We start from the raw sequence: 20,430 nt of genomic DNA, 5'->3' as shown, positions 1-20,430 counted from the left end.
CGCATGAACTCTCCTCGGGCTATTCGTCAAATATGACGAAGTCGTCACGTAAATTGATATTTCGACATTTATGTCGGAATTAATCCGCGCCTCAGCGGCAATAAAAACGATGCGGACTGATCGGTAAATAAGCGGGATCATCGGCGGATAAGTAATTTTTCCAGCGCAGGGTAAACCGGCTGATTTGTTTTCAGCGAATGAAACAGACAGTCATAAATAGCCGATATTTTATTGAGGTAGTGCTCCAGCACCGCACGCTTATCTTTTATATCTACCGTGCTGTCTACCCATCCCTGCTCGTTCAGGGTGGCGTGGGAAAACGTGCGGAAATCAGGCTGTTCATCACCGTGCGCCATGTTCAGACTGTAAACGAGTTCCTGACTGTAAAAATCGTCGCTGAGATGAATGCTGATGATGAAATGGTTAAACAACGTGAAGCGGAGATCCTGCTCTTCACCGTAGATGAATGCATGATTTATCTGGACATTTAGTTGGGTTATCGCCTGTGTCAGGCTGTTCTGATAGGTTTGCCAGTGTGATTTCAGATGACTGTTCTTGCTGGCAATATAATCCGCTTTGCTGGTCAGTTCGCTCAGTGTACTCATAGTTATTACCCGTTAAAAAGTGTTGCGTAAAGGCTTTGTATTTATCTGGGTGCCATAGTGACGACGACATACTATGTAAAAGGCTCTCCTAGCATAAAACGGGCCAATATCGTTCTGTGTTGACTAACTGAATAAGTTTTAACTACTTAATCGCGTTATTACGTCAAATTTTTCCGGGCTGAAAAGAAGGCAGATATGTCGATGGCGACTATTTTCGACATTTCTGACGGAGAAGGTTGCGAATATTTCAATCCGAAAGAGTTTTTTTACCTGCTATTTAATAAAGCTGGCATCAATGTTGCTTGTTGTTTTTACATTCACGTTTAATTCAGCTGGCGCCTGAGAAAGAATATGCATGAGATTACGCTATGTCAGAACGCGGTTGAAATAATGCAGCAGGTGGGGCGAAAAAATAATGCCAGAAGAATTACTGCGGTCTGGATGGAAATAGGACCGCTTGCCTGTGTGGAACCGGAAGCGGTGCAATTTTGCTTTGCTCTGGTCTGCCGCGAAACGCTCGCTGAGGGCGCTATTCTGCATCTTGAAACACCCGTCGCCACCCACTGGTGTGACGCCTGTCAGCAGATGATCACTTTAATCAGTCCTGGCGTATCGCTGTGTCCGCACTGCGCTGGACGTCAGGTACGGGTCATTGCCGATAACGGCATGAAAATTAAACGCATCGAAATTGAATAACAGACACTCAATGTGTCCCGGGAGAAGGTTATGTGCAGTATCTGTGGTTGTGCCAGTGGCGAACAGCGAATTGAAGGGACAAGCAGCGGCGATCATCATTTCCACCCTCATTCATCGGATAATCGCGACAGGCTGCCATTTGCGTCACGTCGGCTGGTGGATATCGAAATGGATGTGCTGGCGAAGAATAACTATATTGCCGGCCACAACCGTGAACATTTTGCTGCTGCGGGCATTCTGGCACTCAATCTGGTTTCCAGTCCCGGCTCCGGTAAAACCACCTTGCTGACCCGCACCCTGACCCAGCTGGCATCCGGCGTGGAGTGTGCGGTGATTGAAGGTGACCAGCAGACAACCCGCGACGCCGACCGAATCCGCGCGACCGGTGTGGCGGCCATTCAGGTCAATACCGGAAAAGGATGCCATCTGGATGCGCAAATGGTTCACGATGCGCTGCATCAGTTGTCGCCCGCTAAAAACAGCCTGCTGTTTATTGAGAATGTCGGCAATCTAGTCTGTCCGGCCAGTTTTGATCTTGGCGAGCGACACAAAATAGCGGTGCTTTCGGTGACCGAAGGCGAAGACAAGCCGCTGAAATACCCCGATATGTTTGCCGCCTCCGGGCTTATGATCCTCAATAAAATTGATCTGCTGCCGTACGTCAGCTTTGACGTCGACACCTGTATCGCCCATGCGCGACAGGTCAATCCCCGGATTGAGGTGATTGCCCTGTCAGCCACCACCGGCGCCGGGATGGATCAGTGGCTGGCCTGGCTGGAGCAGCAGCGATGTGCATAGGCATTCCGGGACAGATCTTTGCGCTGCATGCGAAGCAGGCTGATCACGCGTGGGCCGAGGTCTGCGGTCTGCGCCGTGAAGTCAACATTGCGCTGGTCTGCGAAGATGAACCTGAAGCGCTGGTCGGTTGCTGGGTGTTAATCCATGTCGGGTTCGCCTTAAGCCGACTGGATGAGCGCGAAGCCCGGCAAACCCTGGCCGCATTGCATGCTATGGGCGAACTGGAAACCGATGTTGCTCTTTTCCTGCGCGGAGGAGAGGAAAGATAATGCGTTTTGTTGATGAGTTCCGGGATCCGCAACTGGCGAAAACGCTGCTTGAACAGTTGCACCAGCGGGCGGGATTACTGCCGTATACCGCCGACAAACCGCTGCAGATTATGGAAGTCTGTGGTGGCCATACCCACGCTATCTTCAAATTCGGTCTGGACAAACTGCTGCCGCCCCAGCTGGAGTTTATCCACGGACCGGGCTGCCCGGTCTGTGTATTGCCGATGGGGCGCATCGATGCCTGTTGTGAGATTGCCGCACATCCTGAGGTGATTTTTTGTACCTTTGGTGACGCGCTGCGTGTGCCGGGGCAACACGGATCACTGGCGCAGGCGCGTGAACGCGGCGCGGATATACGGGTGGTCTATTCACCGTTGGATGGGCTGAGACTGGCACGTGAGAACCCGGCGCGGCAGGTGGTATTTTTCGCCCTCGGATTTGAAACCACGCAGCCAGTGACTGCCGTTACGCTACAACAGGCGCGGCGCGAACGGCTGACCAATTTCAGCATCTTCTGCCAACACATTAGCCTGATGCCCACCCTGCGGAGTCTGCTCTCACAGGATGATGTACGGATTGATGCCTTTCTGGCTCCCGGCCACGTCAGCATGATTACTGGCGCCGCACCTTATCATTTTATCAATCAGGAATTTGGCAAACCGCTGGTGATCAGCGGCTTTGAACCCCTCGATATGCTGCAAAGCGTGCTGATGCTGGTGAAACAGGTTGGCGAGGCGTCGTGTAAAACGGAAAACCAGTACCGCCGCGTCGTGCCAGAGCAGGGTAACCTGCTGGCTCAGAAAGCGATGCGAGAGGTGTTTACGCTGTCTGGCAGTAGCGAGTGGCGCGGACTGGGGATGATTGAACGCTCAGGTATTTCCCTGACATCTGCCTATGCGATGTTTGATGTGGAGCGTAGGTTCAGCCCGCAGGCGCAGCCGGTAGCGGACGATCCCCGTTCCCGCTGCGGTGAGGTACTGACCGGGCGATGCAAACCGCATCAATGCCCGCTGTTTGGCACCGGCTGTACGCCGCACAATGCCTTCGGCGCGCTGATGGTCTCCTCTGAAGGCGCGTGTGCGGCATGGTATCAGTACCGGCATCAGGAGGCGACCATTGCCAGCCAGCCACAGCATAAACAACAACAGAAGGTTAGTCAGGATGAATGAGGCTAAAGACGTCGTTACCATGGCGCATGGCAGCGGGGGACGCGCGATGCAGCAGCTTATCGATCAGCTGTTTCTCCGCGCCTTCGACAATTGCTGGCTCAATCAACGGGAAGATGGCGCGCAGTTGTCGCTTGCCAGTCTGAGTGCGCAGGGTGACCTGCTGGCGTTTACCACTGACAGCTACGTGATCGATCCGGTTTTTTTTCCCGGCGGTAACATCGGCAAGCTGGCGGTATGCGGAACGGCTAACGATCTGGCGGTCAGCGGTGCGACACCCGGCTGGCTCTCGTGCGGTTTTATTCTGGAAGAGGGCTTTCCCCTGGTTGAGTTACAGAGGATTGTCAGCCTGATGGCGCAGACTGCGCGCGATGCTGGCATGGCGATTGTGACCGGCGATACTAAAGTGGTGCAACGTGGAGCAGCCGATAAAATTTTTATTAATACCGCCGGGATAGGCGTCATCCCGGGCGCTGTTAACTGGTCCGCCCGCGCGATAAAAGCAGGCGATAAAGTGATCGTCAGCGGTACGCTCGGCGATCACGGCGCGGCGATCCTTAACCTGCGTGAAAAGCTGGGAATGGATCTGGGCGTGGAGAGTGACTGTGCGGTGCTGGCGCCGATGATTGCGCCGCTGCGATCGCTTGTGGGTATCCATGCCTTACGTGATGCCACCCGCGGCGGCGTGAATGCCATTTTGCATGAGTTCAGTGCGGCCAGTGGATTTGGCATCTGCATCGACGAGCAAGCGTTACCGGTTAAACCCGCGGTGCGCGGCCTTTGTGAACTGCTGGGGCTGGAACCGCTGAACTTTGCCAACGAAGGCAAGGTGGTGGCGGTAGTCGCTGCGCATGCCGAAGAGGCGGTGCTTATGATGATGCGCAGTCATCCGCTGGGGGAAGACGCTACAACCATTGGCGTCGTGACGCAGGACCCTCAGGTCTGTCTGCGCGGCACTCTGGGCGTGACACGGCAGCTCACGTTGCCGCATGCGGAACCCTTACCTCGCATTTGTTGATCTCATCAGGGCGATGACGGAATTGACAGGCGTAAACTTCTACTGCGGTCGGCCGCTCAAATGAGAAAAATTTTCAGGCAACTTTATCCAGAGCTAATGTTATGCAGAGTGCAACCATGAGCAGCATGAAACACCAGGGATTACTGGAGCTTACGCGCACTTTACTGGTGCAACAGACTATGACATCACTGCTTGAAACCCTGACACAGATGATCCAGACCGCCGGTATTGCGGAGAGTGTAACGCTGGTACTGTTCGCCAGTAACAGTGAACGCGTCAGTTTTTACGGTCTCGATTCGCATCATCAGGGGGTCAGTTACCAGGATGAAACGTTACTGGCAACCGGCCCGGTGCATGCGCTGCTGCACAATGCTGACACGCAGGTCTGGCGCAGTGATGCGTTGCATCGTCGCTATCCGCAACTGGCGGCACTGAACCTCTATCCAACCTTTAATTACTATTGTCTGATCCCTTTACTGGGATCGGAGGGGGTGCTGGGCGGCTGTGAGTTTACTCGCCTGCAGCCGGCGCCGTTCAGTGAAGAGGACAAAAGCGGTCTGTATGAGCTTTGCACCCTGGCGGCGATTGCGGTCGAACAAATTCAGTTACGTGAAAACGCGCTCCACCAGCAATCCCTGCTGCGCCACGAGCGCGATGACTTTCGTATTCTGGTCGATATCACCAATGCTGTGCTGTCAAAATTAGATCTCGACGAGCTGACCGGCGAAATTGCCAAAACCATTCACCATTTCTTTCATATCAATGCCATCAGCATTGTGTTGTGTGATGCCGATAAGGAGAGCGCAGAGGCGAGTGTCTATGCCACGCATTACGTCCAGAACCATGTTGCCGAACGCGAGCAATCGCGTATAGCTCTGGCAGGTACGCTGGAACAGCAGGTGATGAAAAGCGGTGAAATGCTGCTGACCAGCGAGCAACCGGATGATGAAAAGGAGGGGAGTACCAGTGCGCTGTTCCATCTGCTGTGGCGTGAACAGAGTAAAACGCTGTGTGTGCTGCCTCTGCGCTTCGGCCACAAAACGCTGGGCGTATTAAAGCTGGCGCGCTGTCTGCCGGATAACTTTAATTCAACCAACCTGCGGGTATTGCAGCAGATCGCCGAGCGTATCGCCATCGCGGTGGATAATGCGCTGGCTTATCAGGAAATCAAAAGCCTGAAAGAAAAGTTACAGCATGAAAATCTCTATCTGACCGAGCAAATTAACAGCCATAACGCAGATTTTACTGACATTGTTGGGCGAAGTCCGGGTATGTCAGCCGTATTGAAGCAGGTAGAGATTGTGGCGAAAAGTGACTGCTCGGTACTGATCCTGGGAGAAACCGGAACCGGTAAGGAGCTGATTGCACGCGCAATTCATAATCTTGGCGAGCGTCGCGATCGACGGATGGTAAAAATGAACTGTGCAGCGATGCCTGCCGGGCTGATAGAAAGCGACCTGTTTGGTCACGAAAAAGGCGCCTTTACGGGCGCAACGGCGCAAAGAATGGGGCGCTTTGAGCTGGCCGATCAGGGGACCCTATTTCTTGATGAAGTCGGTGAGATCCCACTGGAGCTGCAACCTAAACTGCTGCGTATTTTGCAGGAGCAGGAGTTCGAGCGGGTAGGCGGTAACAAGCTGATTTCTGTCAATGTCCGGATGATCGCCGCCACTAACCGTGACCTGAAACAGATGGTCGCTGATAAAGGATTTCGCAGTGATCTCTATTACCGGCTTAACGTATTCCCGATTGTGATCCCGCCTCTACGCGAGCGCCCGGAGGATATTCCGCAACTGGTAAAATTCCTCACCGGTAAAATTGCGAAACGGATGAAGCGCACTATCGACAGTATTCCTGCAGAAACGTTGCGTGTGCTGAGTCGTATGCCCTGGCCGGGAAATGTGCGTGAACTGGAAAATGTGATTGAGCGGGCAGTGTTGCTGACGCGCGGAACCGTACTGGAGATGCAACCGGACGAATTAAATTATCCATTCCCCCTCGCTGCGGCAAGGGTTGCGGTAAGCGCGCCACCGCTCACATCATTTTCTTCAGTGCATGAAGAGGATGAACGCCAGCACATTATTGACGTGCTGAAAGAAACCAATGGTGTCGTTGCCGGACCGCACGGTGCCGCACTCCGGCTGGGGCTTAAACGCACCACGCTATTATCCAGAATGAAAAAGCTGGGCATCACCGCGCACTAAGGCGGTCAGACTGTTTTTTCATTGGATGATAGCCTGTATCTATGAATAACCTGTTCCGCCTGACCTGCGCCCTGAGTGCCAGCGTCAGCGAATTTTCTCTGTACCGTACCAGCTTGACCTGCCGCGTAAAGGGGCTGGAACGATCTTTAACCGCTCTAGATGGCAAGTGGCCCGTCTCGTCCCTTATATCTCACCCAAGAAAAAACTGACTAAGCAGCCGTATAGCAAAGTTCGGTGCAGCGAATGATGTCTTCAGCTGACCGGAATAACGGCATTTACTGACTGACTACATGTAACGGCTCGCAATCAAAATCCCTCCGACTCGCAATCAGCGCATATTTCGGCTCACATTAACTGCAAATGAAAAATGCCACCGACTCACATTAAGTGACAATGGACTCGCAATCAGCCAGACGGACTCGCAATCCAGTCCGCCGGGCTCACAATAACTGCAAATCAACATCATCATATCGGCAAACCGACTGCCAGCATTCTGTCGCGTAGCTCGGCTGTGCGGGCCGGGTCTAACTGATTGTTAAATAATGCCCTGATTTCAGCAGGTTTTGCATCGAACTGCTCCACCATATCCTTCAGCCGGTAACCATGCCGCGTAAGCGTTGGTTCCAGGTCATCCAGCTGGCGTGACAGCACGGATTCAACCAGCGTGGCGGTAATCGGCTTTTCACCTGTCTGATATCCTGCTTCCATCGCCAGCGTCAGGTGCAACTGGACCTGCAGCGGTGTCCGAAGTTTCATCGCCAGCAGGTCAACAGCTTCGGTCGTCAGAATATCTTCCGGCTTACCTTTACCGGCACTGGTTTTCAGCAGCCACAGGATATATTCACGCTGACTACCGGTGATCCCGTCCAGCGTAAAAATATCGGTACGATAACCGATTTCCTCCATCGTCGGACGACGCAGGTCATTACGCAGTTTTGGGTGACCGGCCAGAACGACAGACAGCCGTCCACCGCCGTCTTCAACCACTTCCATCAGCCGTTTGAGCCCCGTCAGTGTATTACCGTTCAGGTCATGCGCCTCATCAACAAACAGTGCCACCGGACGTTTACCTTTTTTGACCAGCTCCTGCAGTTCCCGCTCGCGACGTTCACCCTGTTTGGGGATCTGCACCTGCTTATCCTGCGCCAGGTCGTAAAACAGGGCGTTAATCAGCGTGGCGAGCCGGACACTCTGTTTGTCCACCGACAGGGAACGGGCGACAATTATTTTGTTTTCATCCATCAGTTGCTGCTGCAGGCGTCGCAGGGTGACCGTTTTGCCACTTCCGACCACGCCACAGACGGCTATCAGTCGTCCTTCGCGTATCGCCCCTTTAATGTCTTTCATCAACTGCTTATGGTGAGCAGTTTCATAATACCCTGCCTGTTCAATAGACTGCGTCAGTCCATAATGCTCCATCACTTCAACCCGCATGGTCTTCTCCTGATTGTCTGTTACGAAAATAGTCTCTGATGCGGGCGAGTACTTCATTACGGTTTAGCGTCTCAGCCAGAATACTGTCGATAAACGCCCGGTCTTCATCCGGCATTCTGGCCAGCGGTATGGCCAGATCGTCGGCAATAGCCAGTTTTGCCGCAATAACGCCAGGAAAGTGGTATTCAAATTTTCGGGCATCAAAGGGCTGATGTGGCAACTCATCAATGCGCTGCTGAGTGTCATCACTGACCACGCGGAGATCGCTGCCGGACAATGCGCTGATGGGGATGTTCAGCTGTCTGGCAAGAGCATGGATACGATCGGCCCGTTCAGCCGCTTTACCGCGCCTGAACGTCCGGTAACGGTGTAGCGGCACAGGCCCCGACACCGGATAATAAGGTCCCCATGTTTCACCGGTAAACTCCACATACATCTCTTCGTCAAACAGCCCCCACAGCAGAATAACGGTTTCACCTGCCATATCCGGTTCAACTTCCCATGCGGTGCCGTCTATCGTTACCCGCGCATCAACACCCACCTTGCGGGACTCAGGCTCCCGGGCGAACCGGCAGTATTGTTCCCAGCTGCACATATCTCTCACGCCGTCCCGGGGGATATTTGCCAGCCAGTCCTCCAGTCGGGAGTGTTTCTCGCTGCGGTGACGCTGCGCATTGTAACGACTCAGATAGTTCCAGAGCCATTCATTGGCCTGCAACTCCGTCTCTGGTTTATGGAAATGGTACAGGGTTTCATGCGCCTCTTTGACGGTCCGGAAAGGACGCTCTACTTTACCTTTGGACCGTGCCGTCGTCCGGGTGCCATCCTTACCAGCCGGTGTGTGCGTCAGCCAGTCAACCTTCAGGGACTGCATCACATTCTGGAAGACATGGCTTTTGGCCACCGGTCCGTTATCGAGGTACAGCATTTTCGGGCGGCCCTGAAAAGGAAAATCAGACCTGGCCTTTGGTGCCATGGCATTAAAGAGAAAACGCAGCGCTGATTCCGCATCCTCACCGTACACACACCGGTATTCCTGGTAAGCAACACCGCTCCGGTCATCCACCACGCTGAACAGCATCAGCGTGGGTTCGCCCCGGGCATGGTCAACCCAGTCAGGCCGTTCAATATGTTTGAGATCGGACGGTGACATATCAAACTGCCAGCAGTCATTGCTGCTTTCTGCCTGAAATCTTACCGCCGGCGGCTCCCGTAACAGGCGGGGCTGGTCGAGACGCCAGCGGGAAAGCCAGCGATTGACGGTCTGTTTACTAAGCAAGCCTTTGGGACTTTTTATCAACCCCTGAGCTGTCTCCACACCGTGCTCTTCCAGCAACTGTATTGCCCGCCCGGTTGACAGATGACGACCGGATTTATTCGTTGTTCGCAGTTTCAGCGCAGCGATCAGTTCACAGTAATGTTCCAGTTCAGACGGGGGAAGTATCCGGGGCTGACCACGATCGCGGCGGTGAGCTGTTCGTGGTCTGAGGACCAGACGAAGGGAGCGATAGACCGTCGAGACTGAAATATCATACAATTGAGCGGTAGCGGCAATCTGGGTGGCCCGTTCAGGACTTTTTGGTGGCAGGCGATCAAGCCGCTGCCGCAGTTGCAACAGGGAGTCAGCCGGGATAGCGCTACGCCGGCTGCTCATAATTTTCCAGGGCCCGGTAGACTGAGGCCCTCCCGATCCCGAGCTGGCGGGCAATGGCCGTGGCCCCCATCTTCTCTGTGGTGTACAGGCGCCAGACCTCCGCAGGGTCTATTGAGGGCTTTCTTCCGCGGTACACGCCCCGCGCTTTCGCCGCGGCAATCCCTTCCATCTGGCGTTCACGTCGCAGATTGGTTTCAAACTCAGCGAAAACGCCCAGCATATCGAGGAAGGCTTTGCCTGCTGCTGAACGCGTGTCCACTGGCTGTTCTGTTGCCCTGAGCGTTACGCCCTGCAGAGTCAGGGCATACACGATATCCTGCAGGTCCTTAATGCTGCGTGCCAGGCGATCCACGCGGGTCACCATCAACGTATCACCGGGGCGCAGGAACTCCAGCAACAGCTGCAACTCGCTCCTTCCGGTACGGCTGCTTCCGCTGGCTTTTTCTGCACGAATGATTTCACAACCGGCAGCGCGGAGAGTTTGTGTCTGCAGGGTAAGTTCCTGGTCGCTGGTTGAAACGCGGGCATAGCCGTAAAGTGCCATAATAATGGAGACTGTCTCGTTTGACTCTAGATGATGAAAACGTAACACCGGCATGAGACAAAAACAACCCAAATGAGACAGAAAAACTGTCTCACCGGACTGCCTGCTTTGGGTTTACCCTAACTGGACGACCATCGCTTACCACAGGAGAAAATTTCAGTTTCATCTGGCGTAAGCCAACAACAATTGATAGCGGGTCGGAGGGCTTCAATTCATTAAGGCAGTTACGGTTAATCATTTTTTGCTGTACCAGGGTATGAAAAGTCTCAGGGTCCCCCCCCAGAATACGCCATCAACAAGTCCCGTCACACCGCCAAACAACATACAAAAACTTGCGGATGACCGTAATCCCGGCTGAAGATAAATGGCTGAGGTAAGTATAAACTTCATGCAAAAAGTAATCACAATCAGCCCCAGGGTCAGCGGCGTCCCGGCCCTGATAATCATGCCCGGATTATCTGAATTTCTCAGCGGTGGCTGTGAGCGCCACAACCTGTATCCAAGAGCGGTACCTGCGAGCAGTCCAACGGCCATCATTGCAAGGCTTGCGCCAGCAAGTGCTGTCTCAGTGATAACACCATATGCCCCCCAGACAAGAAAAATCACCGGAAGAAAAAACAACCGTCCGGTTGTCATCTCCCGGTCATAAAGAGCAGCAAAGCCGCGTCGCAGTAAAAAAGCCAACAGGATCCATACCCAGACAGGGGTATCTCTTAAAAAGAGTGCAATATCCATAATTTGTCCCGGTTACGAAAGTTAATCTTTTTCAGTACAGGTGAATCGGTACCCCATTAATTTTCGGTGGTTTTGTTATCCGATTTTTTATTTCCTGACCGAAGAATTTTCTGCAACCTACGTTGTTGCCATAAGGCGATTTTCCCTCGCATGATAAAGACGCGTATTCCCCTGACTATGACAAGTCCTCCCCATATAACAGCTACCACAACGGACCAGTAACTTTCCGGGGTAAACAGATAGTTAATTATCATTAATACTGTGCATACCAGAACAGCAGTAACCAGAATCCGATAAAACCGGATTTCCTGCGCTACCTGAATTTTGGCTTCGCTGATGCGTTCATCAAGAGCCTGGCTGGCAACGTAAGTCTCTTCCGAGAGATCAGAAACATTTACACCAAAGGCTGAAGCAATCGCACTGAGTGTTTCCAGACTCGGTTTCTGGCCTTTTTCAGTTCGCTGCACGGTCCTTACAGAAAGAGAGGCCACTTCAGCCAGCTGTTCCTGCGACCATGCCTTTGTCAGACGATATGTTTTCACTTTTTCAGCTACAGTCATCATTGTTCCCGTTCTCTGCAATGCCTGTGATAATACTTGCACATCAACCCAGCACCGTATACGACACCACCATGACAGCAAAGCGACACGCCAGTGACATAAGGTCGGAACCCAGCATATAACGGGCCTGATTAAGGACCAGAAGATACATTTATACCAGACGCTGGCAATGGATGCAGGATACCAAACACATGGGAAACCGATAATCGCCACACTGTCAGAGTCGGCGCTTTATCGTTAGATAGACCCAGCCCGCACAGCCGAACTACGCGACAGAATGCTGGCGGTTAGTTTGCCAAAATGACGATATTGATTTGCAGTTATTGTGAGCCCGGCGGACTGGATTGCGAGCCGGGTCGGATAAATGCGAGCCCATTATCATTTAATGTGAGCCGGTGGCATTTTTCATTTGCAGTTAATGTGAGCCGAAATATGCGCTGATTGCGAGTCAGAGGGATTTCGATTGCGAGCCGTTACATGTATTGAGCTTAGAGTTTGGCTTGATGATGATTTTGCCAGTGTGGCTGTCGTAGTAAGTTGATTCAACAAGGTGCATGTTGATGGTGATACGATCGTCTGTACCGGGTACGCTCTTCACGAAGCTTATGTTGGTCCGGGCAATTCTGGTAAGAGAAGCATCAAACCTGTCCTTCAGCTGCCTGTCGATGCGCTTTGTTTCGAAACCACAGTACTTAGCGAAGTCAGCAAAGTTGAGTTCCAGCTGATCATCGTTATCGAGCTTTTTATTCGATAACGCATAGATGATACCTACCCAGACCTTGAAATCGGTATCCATGTCGAGACGCGGACCGTAAATCTGAATCTGGTTGTAACCCTCCCCCTCTACAATGGACAGTCGTGACAGTGACTCTGTTGCGTCGATACTGTGACTTTTCCTGCCGCCCTTATCCGTTGATTTCAGCGTGGGCACAAAGACGCCTAGTCGCAGCAGAACTTTAGGTTGTATTGTCTGACGGAGAGTGGGAAGAAGGTGAATAACTTCACCTGATTCTTTGGATGTTTCCTCGATAATGAGCGATAACTTATTGTTTTCCATTAACAATTCCAAATATCAAAGTGAGTGTATAAGTACGTTATAGTACCCGGTGCAGTGGATCAAATCTACCCGCTATAGTGTAGTTTGAACCCTTTATAGTGGATATCATACCCTTCACAGTGGATGCACTTACCCGGTGCAGTGTATTGAATCAGGCTGAAATCGTTGCTATCAAAGGTCGCAGAGCGATCTTATTCCTTATTGATCTACCATTGATCCTCTAATGATCCTTTTATTTAAACTATCCAGTGGATAAATCGGATGGTAAGAACCTATGCCGAGTCCTCAAATGAAGAGCCAACACGCTAATCCAAAGCACATATCTATTTAACAAACCTCCATACATACATAGGTACACGATCAAAAAGTTTCCCTGCTGCAAACTCAGCTTTTCGATGATCATAAGCCTGCGTCATGGCATATCCTTCATCGTCGTTAACTTTGTAGCTCAGATGTTCGTAAACAGTCTCAAGAGTTGCAAGCGAATGACAACGCCTGAATTTCATTAGCCAGTCTGTTTTCGTCATATCATTCCAATTAATTTTCGAATTAAGTGAATTTATAATTTCCATTTTCTCGCTATCTAATTGATGAATTATTTAATTTTTCATGTGTGAAGCAAAAAAATGGTAACCTTCATAAGGTAGAGTTATTATAGTCAATTTAAAAGATGGTTATCTCTATATAAGGTTACAAACTTTGAAAAAATGCTGTTTGTTTCTTTTTGTTTTACCTTTTTTTTCTCAGGCTGACGCTGAAATCGGTGTTGGGTTTTCACCTGGAGGAACAGCACAAGATTTCATCCTCAGTTTCATCCACTCAGCTACCGGTTCTGCAGACGTAGCTGCTTACGACTTTACCAGCGTTCCCATTGCTGAATCGCTCAGACAGCTGGCACAAAGCGGCGTACCTGTAAGGATTGTTGCAGATGAAAAGAAAAGCCATGACCGCTGGTCACTGGTTAACAGACTGGCCTGTTCCGGTATTCAGGTAAGAACAGATGCACAATACAGCATTATGCATAACAAGTTTATTGTCACAGGTAACAATGGTGTGCAAACAGGATCATTTAATTACACCTCATCTGCAGAGAAACGTAATGCCGAGAATGCGCTGGTTATAAGAGACAATCCGAACCTGGCTCAGCAATATCAGAATGAATTTAACCGCCTCTGGGCAGAGTCATCACCGGTACAGTGCAATTATTCATGACCGACATGCGAAATATAATCTGCTGAGCGGACTGTATATGACAAAGAAAAAAGTTTATCCGGTTCACTTTACTGGTCAGCGGGGCCAGCAGGAGGCTTCTGAGGCTTTCCAGCAGAATGAAACCTCCACCTGGCAGCGCTGGCTCAAACACTCCCGGGATAATAAAAAAACTACAGTGGTGACCTGCAGATGTCTGCCGGCAGAAAACGATCCTGTCAGGAGACGGCTGAAGGTTCACTACTCCCGGGATACCGAACGCTGCTGGCTATCTTCATACGCCTTCACAGGTAATGAGCATAAACCTGACTGCCGGTTTTATTCAGTGTGGTCTGATGAACGTCAGGCAGAGATTTATCAGGGAGAAGCGGTCCGGGCTGCAGCGGATGGCACCATTGTGGTGAGACTGCCCACGGGCCTCCAGAAAAAGGCACCTTCTGATGTAAAACCGGCTCAAAACGTCTCAGATGACGAACCGGTCAAACGAAAACGACGGCCATCGATGAGCCTGCTGGGGCTTCTGCACCTGTTGTGGGAGCAGTCTGGTATTAATGTCTGGCACCCCGCTTTCGATAAAAAGAAACGTACCCCTGGCTGGGTGAGCTGGCACCTGCAACAGACTGCGGCCCGGATTCGTATTGGTCGCGTGCCACTGGAAGAATCTCTCCTGCTCATGGCCCTGAAAGGTACTCAGCAGGTTATCGCCAACCGGGAGCATCTGAGAGCAGCCGAAAAAAGCAAAAGGCGACTCATTGTGGTTTCCATGCTGGCTGGCTGGAGTGAGGCCGGTGAAGCTCGGCTCCAGGCAATGCTGCCGCTGGGGCTGTTTTCTGGCTTTCCTGATCTGGTTATGCCTGAAGACGTTCGTCACCGCCTGGAGCGGAGCTTCAGCCGCGAACTCGGGGACTGGCGAAGGGGAATGAAAGTCGTGGTTATCGCTGAAACAGAGCCGCCTGAAACGTCGTTCAGAAAAGTAGACGGGCGTAACCGGCCGTCGAGCTGCAGTACCGTGCTCGATGTGGCGCTGATGACGGTCAGTCCACGCTTTATTCCGCTCGATTCCGGCTATGAGGCGGCAGTCGAAGACAAACTATGGAAGGAAGAACGTGCCTTCATCAAGCCTCTGCGCTACGACGGTGAGGAAGACGTATTCCCGGACTTCGTTCTGAAGGACGTGAAAGGCGTGGATGCGCTGCCAATGGAAGTTTTCGGAATGAACACCCCCGAATACCTACAACGTAAACAGGAAAAATCTGCCCATTATGATGTGGAATATGGTCAGGACCGTTGGTGGTACTGGGAGGCAGCAGACAAAATGGAAATGCCACCATTCCCGTCTGTCTGAAAGTCCTGGCGGGAGTGAGACGTGAAGGTGATTAGCAGGTCACCTTCACTGGGAATATTTAAACAAACTTCAAGACCATATGAGACCCCTGAGTTTTTTTGACTGCTTCATCGATATAGTGCTGACGAACGGCATCAGTTACGGGTTCACTTTCGTAGGGGGGTTCAAATTGTTTCATAGTGCTTGTTTCAGCCACGAAACCACCCACGACCATTTCACCTTCTGCCCTGATTTTTTTTCCGTCTATATCGAGCATCACATATGAACTGGTGCCTGTAATTTTCATATCAGTTATCCCTTACAAAAATGACTTTTTCCGTCTGCGATACCGGATCGATTGTAGTGATTTTCGTGACGTTATCATTGCCCATCAGGCGCGGTAACTCAACGTTTTCCCATATATTACCTTCACGCAGCGACTGTCCCACTACGGCCCTGACTTCTCCTGATACCTGTTTAGCATAAGACGCGGAGACGTCCTCCCAGGCCTTGATGCTCTGGGGGTTATCGAAATCCCATTCAGGCATTTTAATGTTTTTATCTTTGATTGTGGATTCGAGCGTTACTCCGCCCCGGGACTTGGCTATGCCCTCAGCGACATCAGGGCCGCCAACACCGTCAGTGCGTCCTGACCAGAAAAAGGCACTGTCCGGATCGGTCGCCAGCTGAGGTTCTATTTCTTTCAGGTTGATGAGGCTCTTAGGCGTGTTTCGCCAAGTATTAAAGGCTGCGCCTCCTTTTACGCCGGCAAGACCGCCTGCAAACGCACCGCCCAGTGCAAGCCACTTCTGACCGTCAGAGCCCTCTCCCCATAGTTTCCCGCCTATGTAAGCGCCACCATAGCCTCCACCCAGTCCTCCCGCGAAACCAAGCAGGGCTATCGCCGGCCCAGCCATAACAGCTGTAGCAGCAAGGCCTACGCCCAGCAGCACTCTGTCAACCCAGTCCGGAATTTCCGGACTGATTGCGTCAGTCTGCTCTTTACTGCCACCAATAAAGACGTTGGGTGAGCCATCGCTGATCACACCGCTGCATGTCAGGCGATCTCCCGTCCGGGCAGCAGGCATTCCATTGATGTAGACGCGTGAAGAACCTTCTGCCACGCGCTGCAGGGCCGGACCGTGTTCGTCACAGTCACCTACAGACATATGCGACATCACCGCCGGCCTTCCATTGATGAACACGTTTGTTGAACCGGTGACCAGATGGCCGGTTTCGTGGTGGGGTGCCCATGACATGCTGCCCAGAACTTCTCCCAGCCCGCCACCACCTGCAGCACCGGCGACTGTCGCCGCCAGGGCTACCGCTCCGACACCTCCTGTGGCCAGCGTGAACGCCGCGCCGGCAATTGCCCCGCCTATCAGACCGAGCACCAGCCAGCCTTTAGAGGCAGAGTGTTCTATGCCATCCCCCACCCGTGCAGCGGAAAAGGCTTCAGCTGCACCACTCATTTTTCATTTATCCGCTGGCTGAGGTAGGCCTCAACGGCTTCAGTTGTATCCAGACCGTCAATACCCCGGACACTTCTGGCCAGAAGCAGGCTTGATATCAGTCCCGGTATTCTGGCACCGGTCATCTCCCACAGCGCAAAGCGGCCTGCATGCTCGCCATCAGGTATCGGAGATAGCATCAGCGGTTCGCCGGCAGCGTCAAAAAACAGATAGCTACCGTTCCTTGCCCGGATGAGATCAATGGATGAGTACAGGTCAGAAATTGAAGGGAAGACGGTCAGTTCGCGGCTGTCACGATCAAAGCTGAAAAAGATTTCTTGGCTGTCGGCGGGGATCTGGCTGCGCCGTGCGGGCGAACCATGTGCATCGTCCGGAAACGTAATGCTGTCCGTGATGCTGTCATAGATACGGCTATGGTAATCGTCAAACGCATCCGGGCAGGTACCAATGAAGCAGAGTAACTTTTTACCTGTACTGTTTTCAGATGTCAGTACAACCCTTTGCTTCTGAAAGATGATTCTTTCGCCGGATTTGAAGCTGTAAAACAGTTCCAGCGCCTGCCTGCCATTTATTTCGGTGAGCCGGGCATGATTGAGTGAGAGATCCTGCAGAGTAGCCTGCAGTTCAGATGACAGCTTCTGGGATACTGACTGAAGCGTGTCTTCTGCCGCAGCTGTTGCACGTGAAATCACGAAGGTAAATTCATTGGCATTCGTATGGCTGAGGGTAAAGAGGTTCATGGTGCGATCGCGAAATATGTCAGGCACCGTAATATTGCAGTCCTGCAGGGTATATTCAGACATGTAAAGCTTCTCCGGTCCGTGAGTCCGGATCAGAATATCAACGTTTATAAAAATGATCTCCCTGTGATCCTGTCCGAAAATTAATCCTTTGCAGAACTTCCGGTGTTCATCACATCCCGATGATTTGCACTTTATGACTGCAACCTGCTAACTTTTCAACTACTGAGCGGACTTTCCTGCCTTGAATATCAACCAGATGCGCTTAACCTGACTCATGCTGCATCCTGCAAGAGTGGCTGTGCGCGCAATTGTCATATCAGACCCGCGAAGTACGATGACGCGTTCGTGCGTTTTGGAGTTCGGCCTTCGCCCTTTGTATTTATCCGAAGCTTTTGCCAGTTCAACGCCCTGCTGCTGCCTTGCCTGACGGGTCGCATAATCGTCCCGCGCCGTCTGCAGTGCCACTTTTAGCAGCATGTCCTGAACGGACTCAAGTACGATTCTGGCCACGCCATAGTGGCTGACGGCCAGCTCTGATAGGTCTACTATGCCCGGGATTGCGAGCTTAGCTCCGTTCGGCATGAACACGCCTTAGTACCTGCTGCAAAAGCAAGCAAGAGCAGTCCATTACGATGCGGGATACGGCCAGGTATATTGGTGGTTCTGGAACGCTGCACATGAACGAAATATGCCAGAAACCCCACATATTCCATAAAAAAAGTTGGTGGTTTCTTTGGCGTATTGTAATTTCTAGAGGCTGGTAAGAATGAAATAATTACGATAATGTTCATGCGTTTACTTTAAAATTTATCAAAAGCATAGTGAAATCATAAATAAGGAAGTATATGTTAAATTTAATTATGTCCTCTAATGATGAGCCGTGGCAGGTCCCAGAAGGGCACAGTGCTACTGCTTCAATGGATTTAAGCAGGTATTTAGAATATACCAATGATAATATATATAAGGATTTTATAAAGTTAACAAGTGACGTGATTGAAAAACTTAAATCCTTCCCTTGTTTATTAATGACAGAGTTCGATAAAGATAATAGCAACAAACCAGTGATTAAGTTTTTTTCCCATGTAAGGTTAGTTAAGCTAACAAGCATTGCCGTTGAAGACCAAAGGGTAAATTACACATTTGAGTTGCTGCAAGATTACGGGAAGGTAGATGTTAGTGACTTCGATGAAGTGCCAGGAGAGTTTATTATTCATTATTATGAAATGTCACGCACACATTGGGCAATAAAAGATATTAATTTGAATTCCGTGTTGACTACTTTTGGGCTGACACCTCTCCCTGTACCCCCTCCGCCAATTATAACTGTCGATAATGCTAACGCTATACATAGCGAAAATATATGTGTTGACTCTGTCGTTTCATTTCTTGAAGAAGTAAATAAGTTTAAGCCTGTTGATGGAACAGAACTGTTCTATAGGGGGCATAGTGATATTATATATAAGCTTGAACCATCATTATTTCGTACAGAAAAAGGCGTCCCTCTATACGTAAACAATGAAAAAAACATGATAAATGATATGGTTACAGCACATCCTTCAGAGTTCTATCATGATGACTTTATGGCTGATAAGCTCGTACGTATGCAGCATTATCGATTGCCAACCAGGTTACTCGATGTGACGGCTAATCCATTGGTTGCACTGTATTTCTGTTGCTCTGAAAAAATGGGTACAGAAACTGAAGATGAAACGATAGGTGATGTAAAAATATTTACCGTGAATTCCAATGATGTAAAGTTTTACAATTCTGATACAGTAAGTTGCATTGCTAATATCTCTCAGCTGAATGCAGAAGAAAAAGAATATCTAATCAATGAACCTGCTCCTTTAAATTCAAAAAAAGAAAAAGCGAGAAAAAGACTCCTGCATTTTATTCGTGCTGAGAAGCCTTACTTCGAAGACGCTATGAAGATCGAACACTTAAGAAGTATACTTTTTTTTAGAGGAAGAGTAGCTAATAGTCGAATATCGTCGCAATCAGGTGCATTCTTGTTGTTTGGCCATGATGCAGTACTTCCAGATACAGGCTATAGCAATCTTAATGTTAAAAGTATATCTGTCTGTAATAAAAAAGAAATCCTGAAGCAGTTGGAATTGCTTAATATAAAAGCCAGTACGATTTATCCCGGCATTGAAGAAACAGCAAAGGAAATTGCAAAGAAATTTAAATCTGATGTTAATGTTATAAAGTAAAATATTATGGGTAGGCTGCAAGTTACAAATATCGGAAAAGTATTTCGTATATAATCTACATCTTTCTCCACCTTCAGTAATATGAAGGTGGAGATGTTAATTTTTTCAAAGTAGTTAGTTCATTTTTTCAGAGCACAAATTCGCTTTACTTGGCTTATGCTGCAGCCTGCCAAATTAGCTGTACGTTCAATTGTCATTCCTGACTCACGTAAAGCGATTATACGTTCATGAGTCTTAAGATCGGGTTTTCTGCCCTTGTATTTACCTGAAGCCTTAGCCAGCTCAACCCCCTGCCGCTGCCGCTCACGTCTGGTTTCATAGTCGTCGCGCGCCGTCTGGAGTGCCACTTTAAGTAGCATGTCCTGAACAGACTCAAGCACAATTTTAGCAATACCATCCTGACCAATGGCCAGCTCAGAGAGATCCACGATGCCTGGTATAGCCAGCTTTGCGCCCTTGGCCTTTATCGAGCCAATCAACTGCTCAGCCTCCGTGAGCGGAAGACGACTTATGCGGTCAATCTTCTCAGCCACAACGACCTCTCCCGGCTGCAGGTCTGCAATCATACGCTGCAATTCAGGGCGGTCTGCCCTAGCACCAGAAGCCTTTTCTTTATAGACGCCGGCTACGTAGAACCCCCTGCCCCGGGCATCTTCAATAATGCTGTTCTGCCGTGTCAGTTCCTGTTCATCAGTACTGACACGAAGGTATATCCGTGCTATCTGCATA

21 protein-coding genes and 2 pseudogenes are annotated in these 20,430 nt (G+C 50.6%); 10 read left to right on the top strand and 13 right to left on the bottom strand.

Features of this window, described 5'->3' with window-relative positions:
- Nucleotides 1-137: 137 nt before the first annotated feature.
- Nucleotides 138-605 carry a formate hydrogenlyase regulator HycA gene (locus K6R05_RS21770; protein ID WP_222925879.1) on the bottom strand — a complete coding sequence of 156 codons (468 nt, stop codon included), beginning with the start codon at nt 603-605 and terminating at the stop codon, nt 138-140.
- 351 nt (nt 606-956) lie between these two features.
- Here K6R05_RS21770 and hypA point away from each other — a divergent pair, with 351 nt between their 5' ends.
- The 6 genes from hypA to flhA all read left to right on the top strand — a co-directional run bounded on the left by hypA (nt 957) and on the right by flhA (nt 6,756).
- A complete protein-coding gene (hypA, locus tag K6R05_RS21765; RefSeq protein ID WP_222925878.1) occupies nt 957-1,301 on the top strand; it encodes a hydrogenase maturation nickel metallochaperone HypA in 345 nt (114 codons plus the stop codon).
- Nucleotides 1,302-1,331: 30 nt separating this feature from the next.
- On the top strand, nt 1,332-2,099 hold the full coding sequence (hypB, locus tag K6R05_RS21760) for a hydrogenase nickel incorporation protein HypB (RefSeq protein ID WP_222925877.1): 768 nt from the start codon (nt 1,332-1,334) through the stop codon (nt 2,097-2,099).
- Nucleotides 2,090-2,368 (top strand): HypC/HybG/HupF family hydrogenase formation chaperone, encoded by a 279-nt coding sequence (gene hypC / locus K6R05_RS21755; RefSeq protein ID WP_222925876.1) that lies wholly within the window; start codon nt 2,090-2,092, stop codon nt 2,366-2,368. The genes hypB and hypC overlap by 10 nt, the downstream gene beginning before the upstream one ends.
- Complete coding sequence (gene hypD / locus K6R05_RS21750) at nt 2,368-3,537, top strand: hydrogenase formation protein HypD (RefSeq protein WP_222925875.1); 1,170 nt, start codon at nt 2,368-2,370, stop codon at nt 3,535-3,537. Before hypC ends, hypD begins: the two co-directional genes overlap by 1 nt.
- Nucleotides 3,530-4,552 (top strand): hydrogenase expression/formation protein HypE, encoded by a 1,023-nt coding sequence (gene hypE / locus K6R05_RS21745; RefSeq protein ID WP_222925874.1) that lies wholly within the window; start codon nt 3,530-3,532, stop codon nt 4,550-4,552. The genes hypD and hypE overlap by 8 nt, the downstream gene beginning before the upstream one ends.
- A gap of 116 nt (nt 4,553-4,668) precedes the next feature.
- A complete protein-coding gene (gene flhA, locus K6R05_RS21740; RefSeq protein ID WP_262390956.1) occupies nt 4,669-6,756 on the top strand; it encodes a formate hydrogenlyase transcriptional activator FlhA in 2,088 nt (695 codons plus the stop codon).
- A 465-nt stretch (nt 6,757-7,221) separates the two neighbouring features.
- Here flhA and K6R05_RS21735 read toward each other — a convergent pair whose 3' ends face one another.
- The 5 genes from K6R05_RS21735 to K6R05_RS21715 form a co-directional block, all read right to left on the bottom strand.
- A complete protein-coding gene (locus K6R05_RS21735; protein WP_222925935.1) occupies nt 7,222-8,247 on the bottom strand; it encodes an ExeA family protein in 1,026 nt (341 codons plus the stop codon).
- On the bottom strand, nt 8,180-9,844 hold the full coding sequence (locus K6R05_RS21730; RefSeq protein ID WP_222925934.1) for an IS481 family transposase: 1,665 nt from the start codon (nt 9,842-9,844) through the stop codon (nt 8,180-8,182). The genes K6R05_RS21735 and K6R05_RS21730 overlap by 68 nt, the downstream gene beginning before the upstream one ends.
- A complete protein-coding gene (locus K6R05_RS21725; protein ID WP_222925933.1) occupies nt 9,828-10,388 on the bottom strand; it encodes a recombinase family protein in 561 nt (186 codons plus the stop codon). Before K6R05_RS21725 ends, K6R05_RS21730 begins: the two co-directional genes overlap by 17 nt.
- Nucleotides 10,389-10,622: 234 nt before the next feature.
- Nucleotides 10,623-11,123 (bottom strand): DUF6622 family protein, encoded by a 501-nt coding sequence (locus K6R05_RS21720; RefSeq protein ID WP_222925932.1) that lies wholly within the window; start codon nt 11,121-11,123, stop codon nt 10,623-10,625.
- A 56-nt stretch (nt 11,124-11,179) separates the two neighbouring features.
- Entirely contained in the window at nt 11,180-11,683 is a 504-nt protein-coding gene (locus K6R05_RS21715) for a helix-turn-helix domain-containing protein (RefSeq protein ID WP_222925944.1), read from the bottom strand.
- A 142-nt stretch (nt 11,684-11,825) separates the two neighbouring features.
- Here K6R05_RS21715 and K6R05_RS22270 point away from each other — a divergent pair.
- Nucleotides 11,826-11,921: pseudogene (locus tag K6R05_RS22270) on the top strand (hypothetical protein); the annotation flags it as partial.
- A 210-nt stretch (nt 11,922-12,131) separates the two neighbouring features.
- Here K6R05_RS22270 and K6R05_RS21710 read toward each other — a convergent pair.
- Together K6R05_RS21710 and K6R05_RS21705 are read right to left on the bottom strand one after the other, a co-directional pair.
- Nucleotides 12,132-12,740: a RepB family plasmid replication initiator protein gene (locus K6R05_RS21710; RefSeq protein ID WP_262390955.1), complete on the bottom strand. Its 609-nt coding sequence runs from the start codon at nt 12,738-12,740 to the stop codon at nt 12,132-12,134.
- Nucleotides 12,741-13,063: 323 nt separating this feature from the next.
- Nucleotides 13,064-13,267, bottom strand: coding sequence for an Hha/YmoA family nucleoid-associated regulatory protein (locus K6R05_RS21705; RefSeq protein WP_222925931.1), 204 nt, complete (start codon nt 13,265-13,267; stop codon nt 13,064-13,066).
- 172 nt (nt 13,268-13,439) lie between these two features.
- On the opposite strand from K6R05_RS21705, the gene K6R05_RS21700 reads away from it, so the two are divergent.
- Together K6R05_RS21700 and K6R05_RS21695 are read left to right on the top strand one after the other, a co-directional pair.
- Nucleotides 13,440-13,952: a phospholipase D family nuclease gene (locus tag K6R05_RS21700; RefSeq protein ID WP_262390954.1), complete on the top strand. Its 513-nt coding sequence runs from the start codon at nt 13,440-13,442 to the stop codon at nt 13,950-13,952.
- A 37-nt stretch (nt 13,953-13,989) separates the two neighbouring features.
- Entirely contained in the window at nt 13,990-15,294 is a 1,305-nt protein-coding gene (locus tag K6R05_RS21695; protein ID WP_222925930.1) for a DUF1173 family protein, read from the top strand.
- 58 nt (nt 15,295-15,352) lie between these two features.
- On the opposite strand, the gene K6R05_RS21690 is transcribed toward K6R05_RS21695, so the two are convergent.
- The 4 genes and pseudogenes from K6R05_RS21690 to K6R05_RS21675 all read right to left on the bottom strand — a co-directional run.
- Complete coding sequence (locus tag K6R05_RS21690) at nt 15,353-15,580, bottom strand: Imm74 family immunity protein (RefSeq protein ID WP_008924478.1); 228 nt, start codon at nt 15,578-15,580, stop codon at nt 15,353-15,355.
- A 1-nt stretch (nt 15,581) separates the two neighbouring features.
- Nucleotides 15,582-16,745, bottom strand: coding sequence for a PAAR domain-containing protein (locus K6R05_RS21685; RefSeq protein ID WP_222925929.1), 1,164 nt, complete (start codon nt 16,743-16,745; stop codon nt 15,582-15,584).
- Nucleotides 16,742-17,548 (bottom strand): DcrB-related protein, encoded by an 807-nt coding sequence (locus K6R05_RS21680; RefSeq protein WP_222925928.1) that lies wholly within the window; start codon nt 17,546-17,548, stop codon nt 16,742-16,744. The genes K6R05_RS21685 and K6R05_RS21680 overlap by 4 nt, the downstream gene beginning before the upstream one ends.
- Before the next feature lie 159 nt (nt 17,549-17,707).
- A pseudogene (locus tag K6R05_RS21675) lies at nt 17,708-18,061 on the bottom strand (recombinase family protein); the annotation flags it as partial.
- 272 nt (nt 18,062-18,333) lie between these two features.
- Here K6R05_RS21675 and K6R05_RS21670 point away from each other — a divergent pair.
- Complete coding sequence (locus tag K6R05_RS21670; RefSeq protein ID WP_222925926.1) at nt 18,334-19,701, top strand: FRG domain-containing protein; 1,368 nt, start codon at nt 18,334-18,336, stop codon at nt 19,699-19,701.
- A 119-nt stretch (nt 19,702-19,820) separates the two neighbouring features.
- Here K6R05_RS21670 and K6R05_RS21665 read toward each other — a convergent pair whose 3' ends face one another.
- Nucleotides 19,821-20,429, bottom strand: a complete 609-nt coding sequence (locus tag K6R05_RS21665) for a recombinase family protein (protein ID WP_222925942.1) — start codon at nt 20,427-20,429, stop codon at nt 19,821-19,823.
- Nucleotide 20,430 lies beyond the last annotated feature (1 nt).

Source organism: Pantoea alfalfae (assembly GCF_019880205.1).
Lineage (GTDB): Bacteria > Pseudomonadota > Gammaproteobacteria > Enterobacterales > Enterobacteriaceae > Pantoea > Pantoea alfalfae.
Note: the sequence above shows the minus strand (reverse complement) of the source record. Positions and strands in the feature narration are given on the sequence as shown.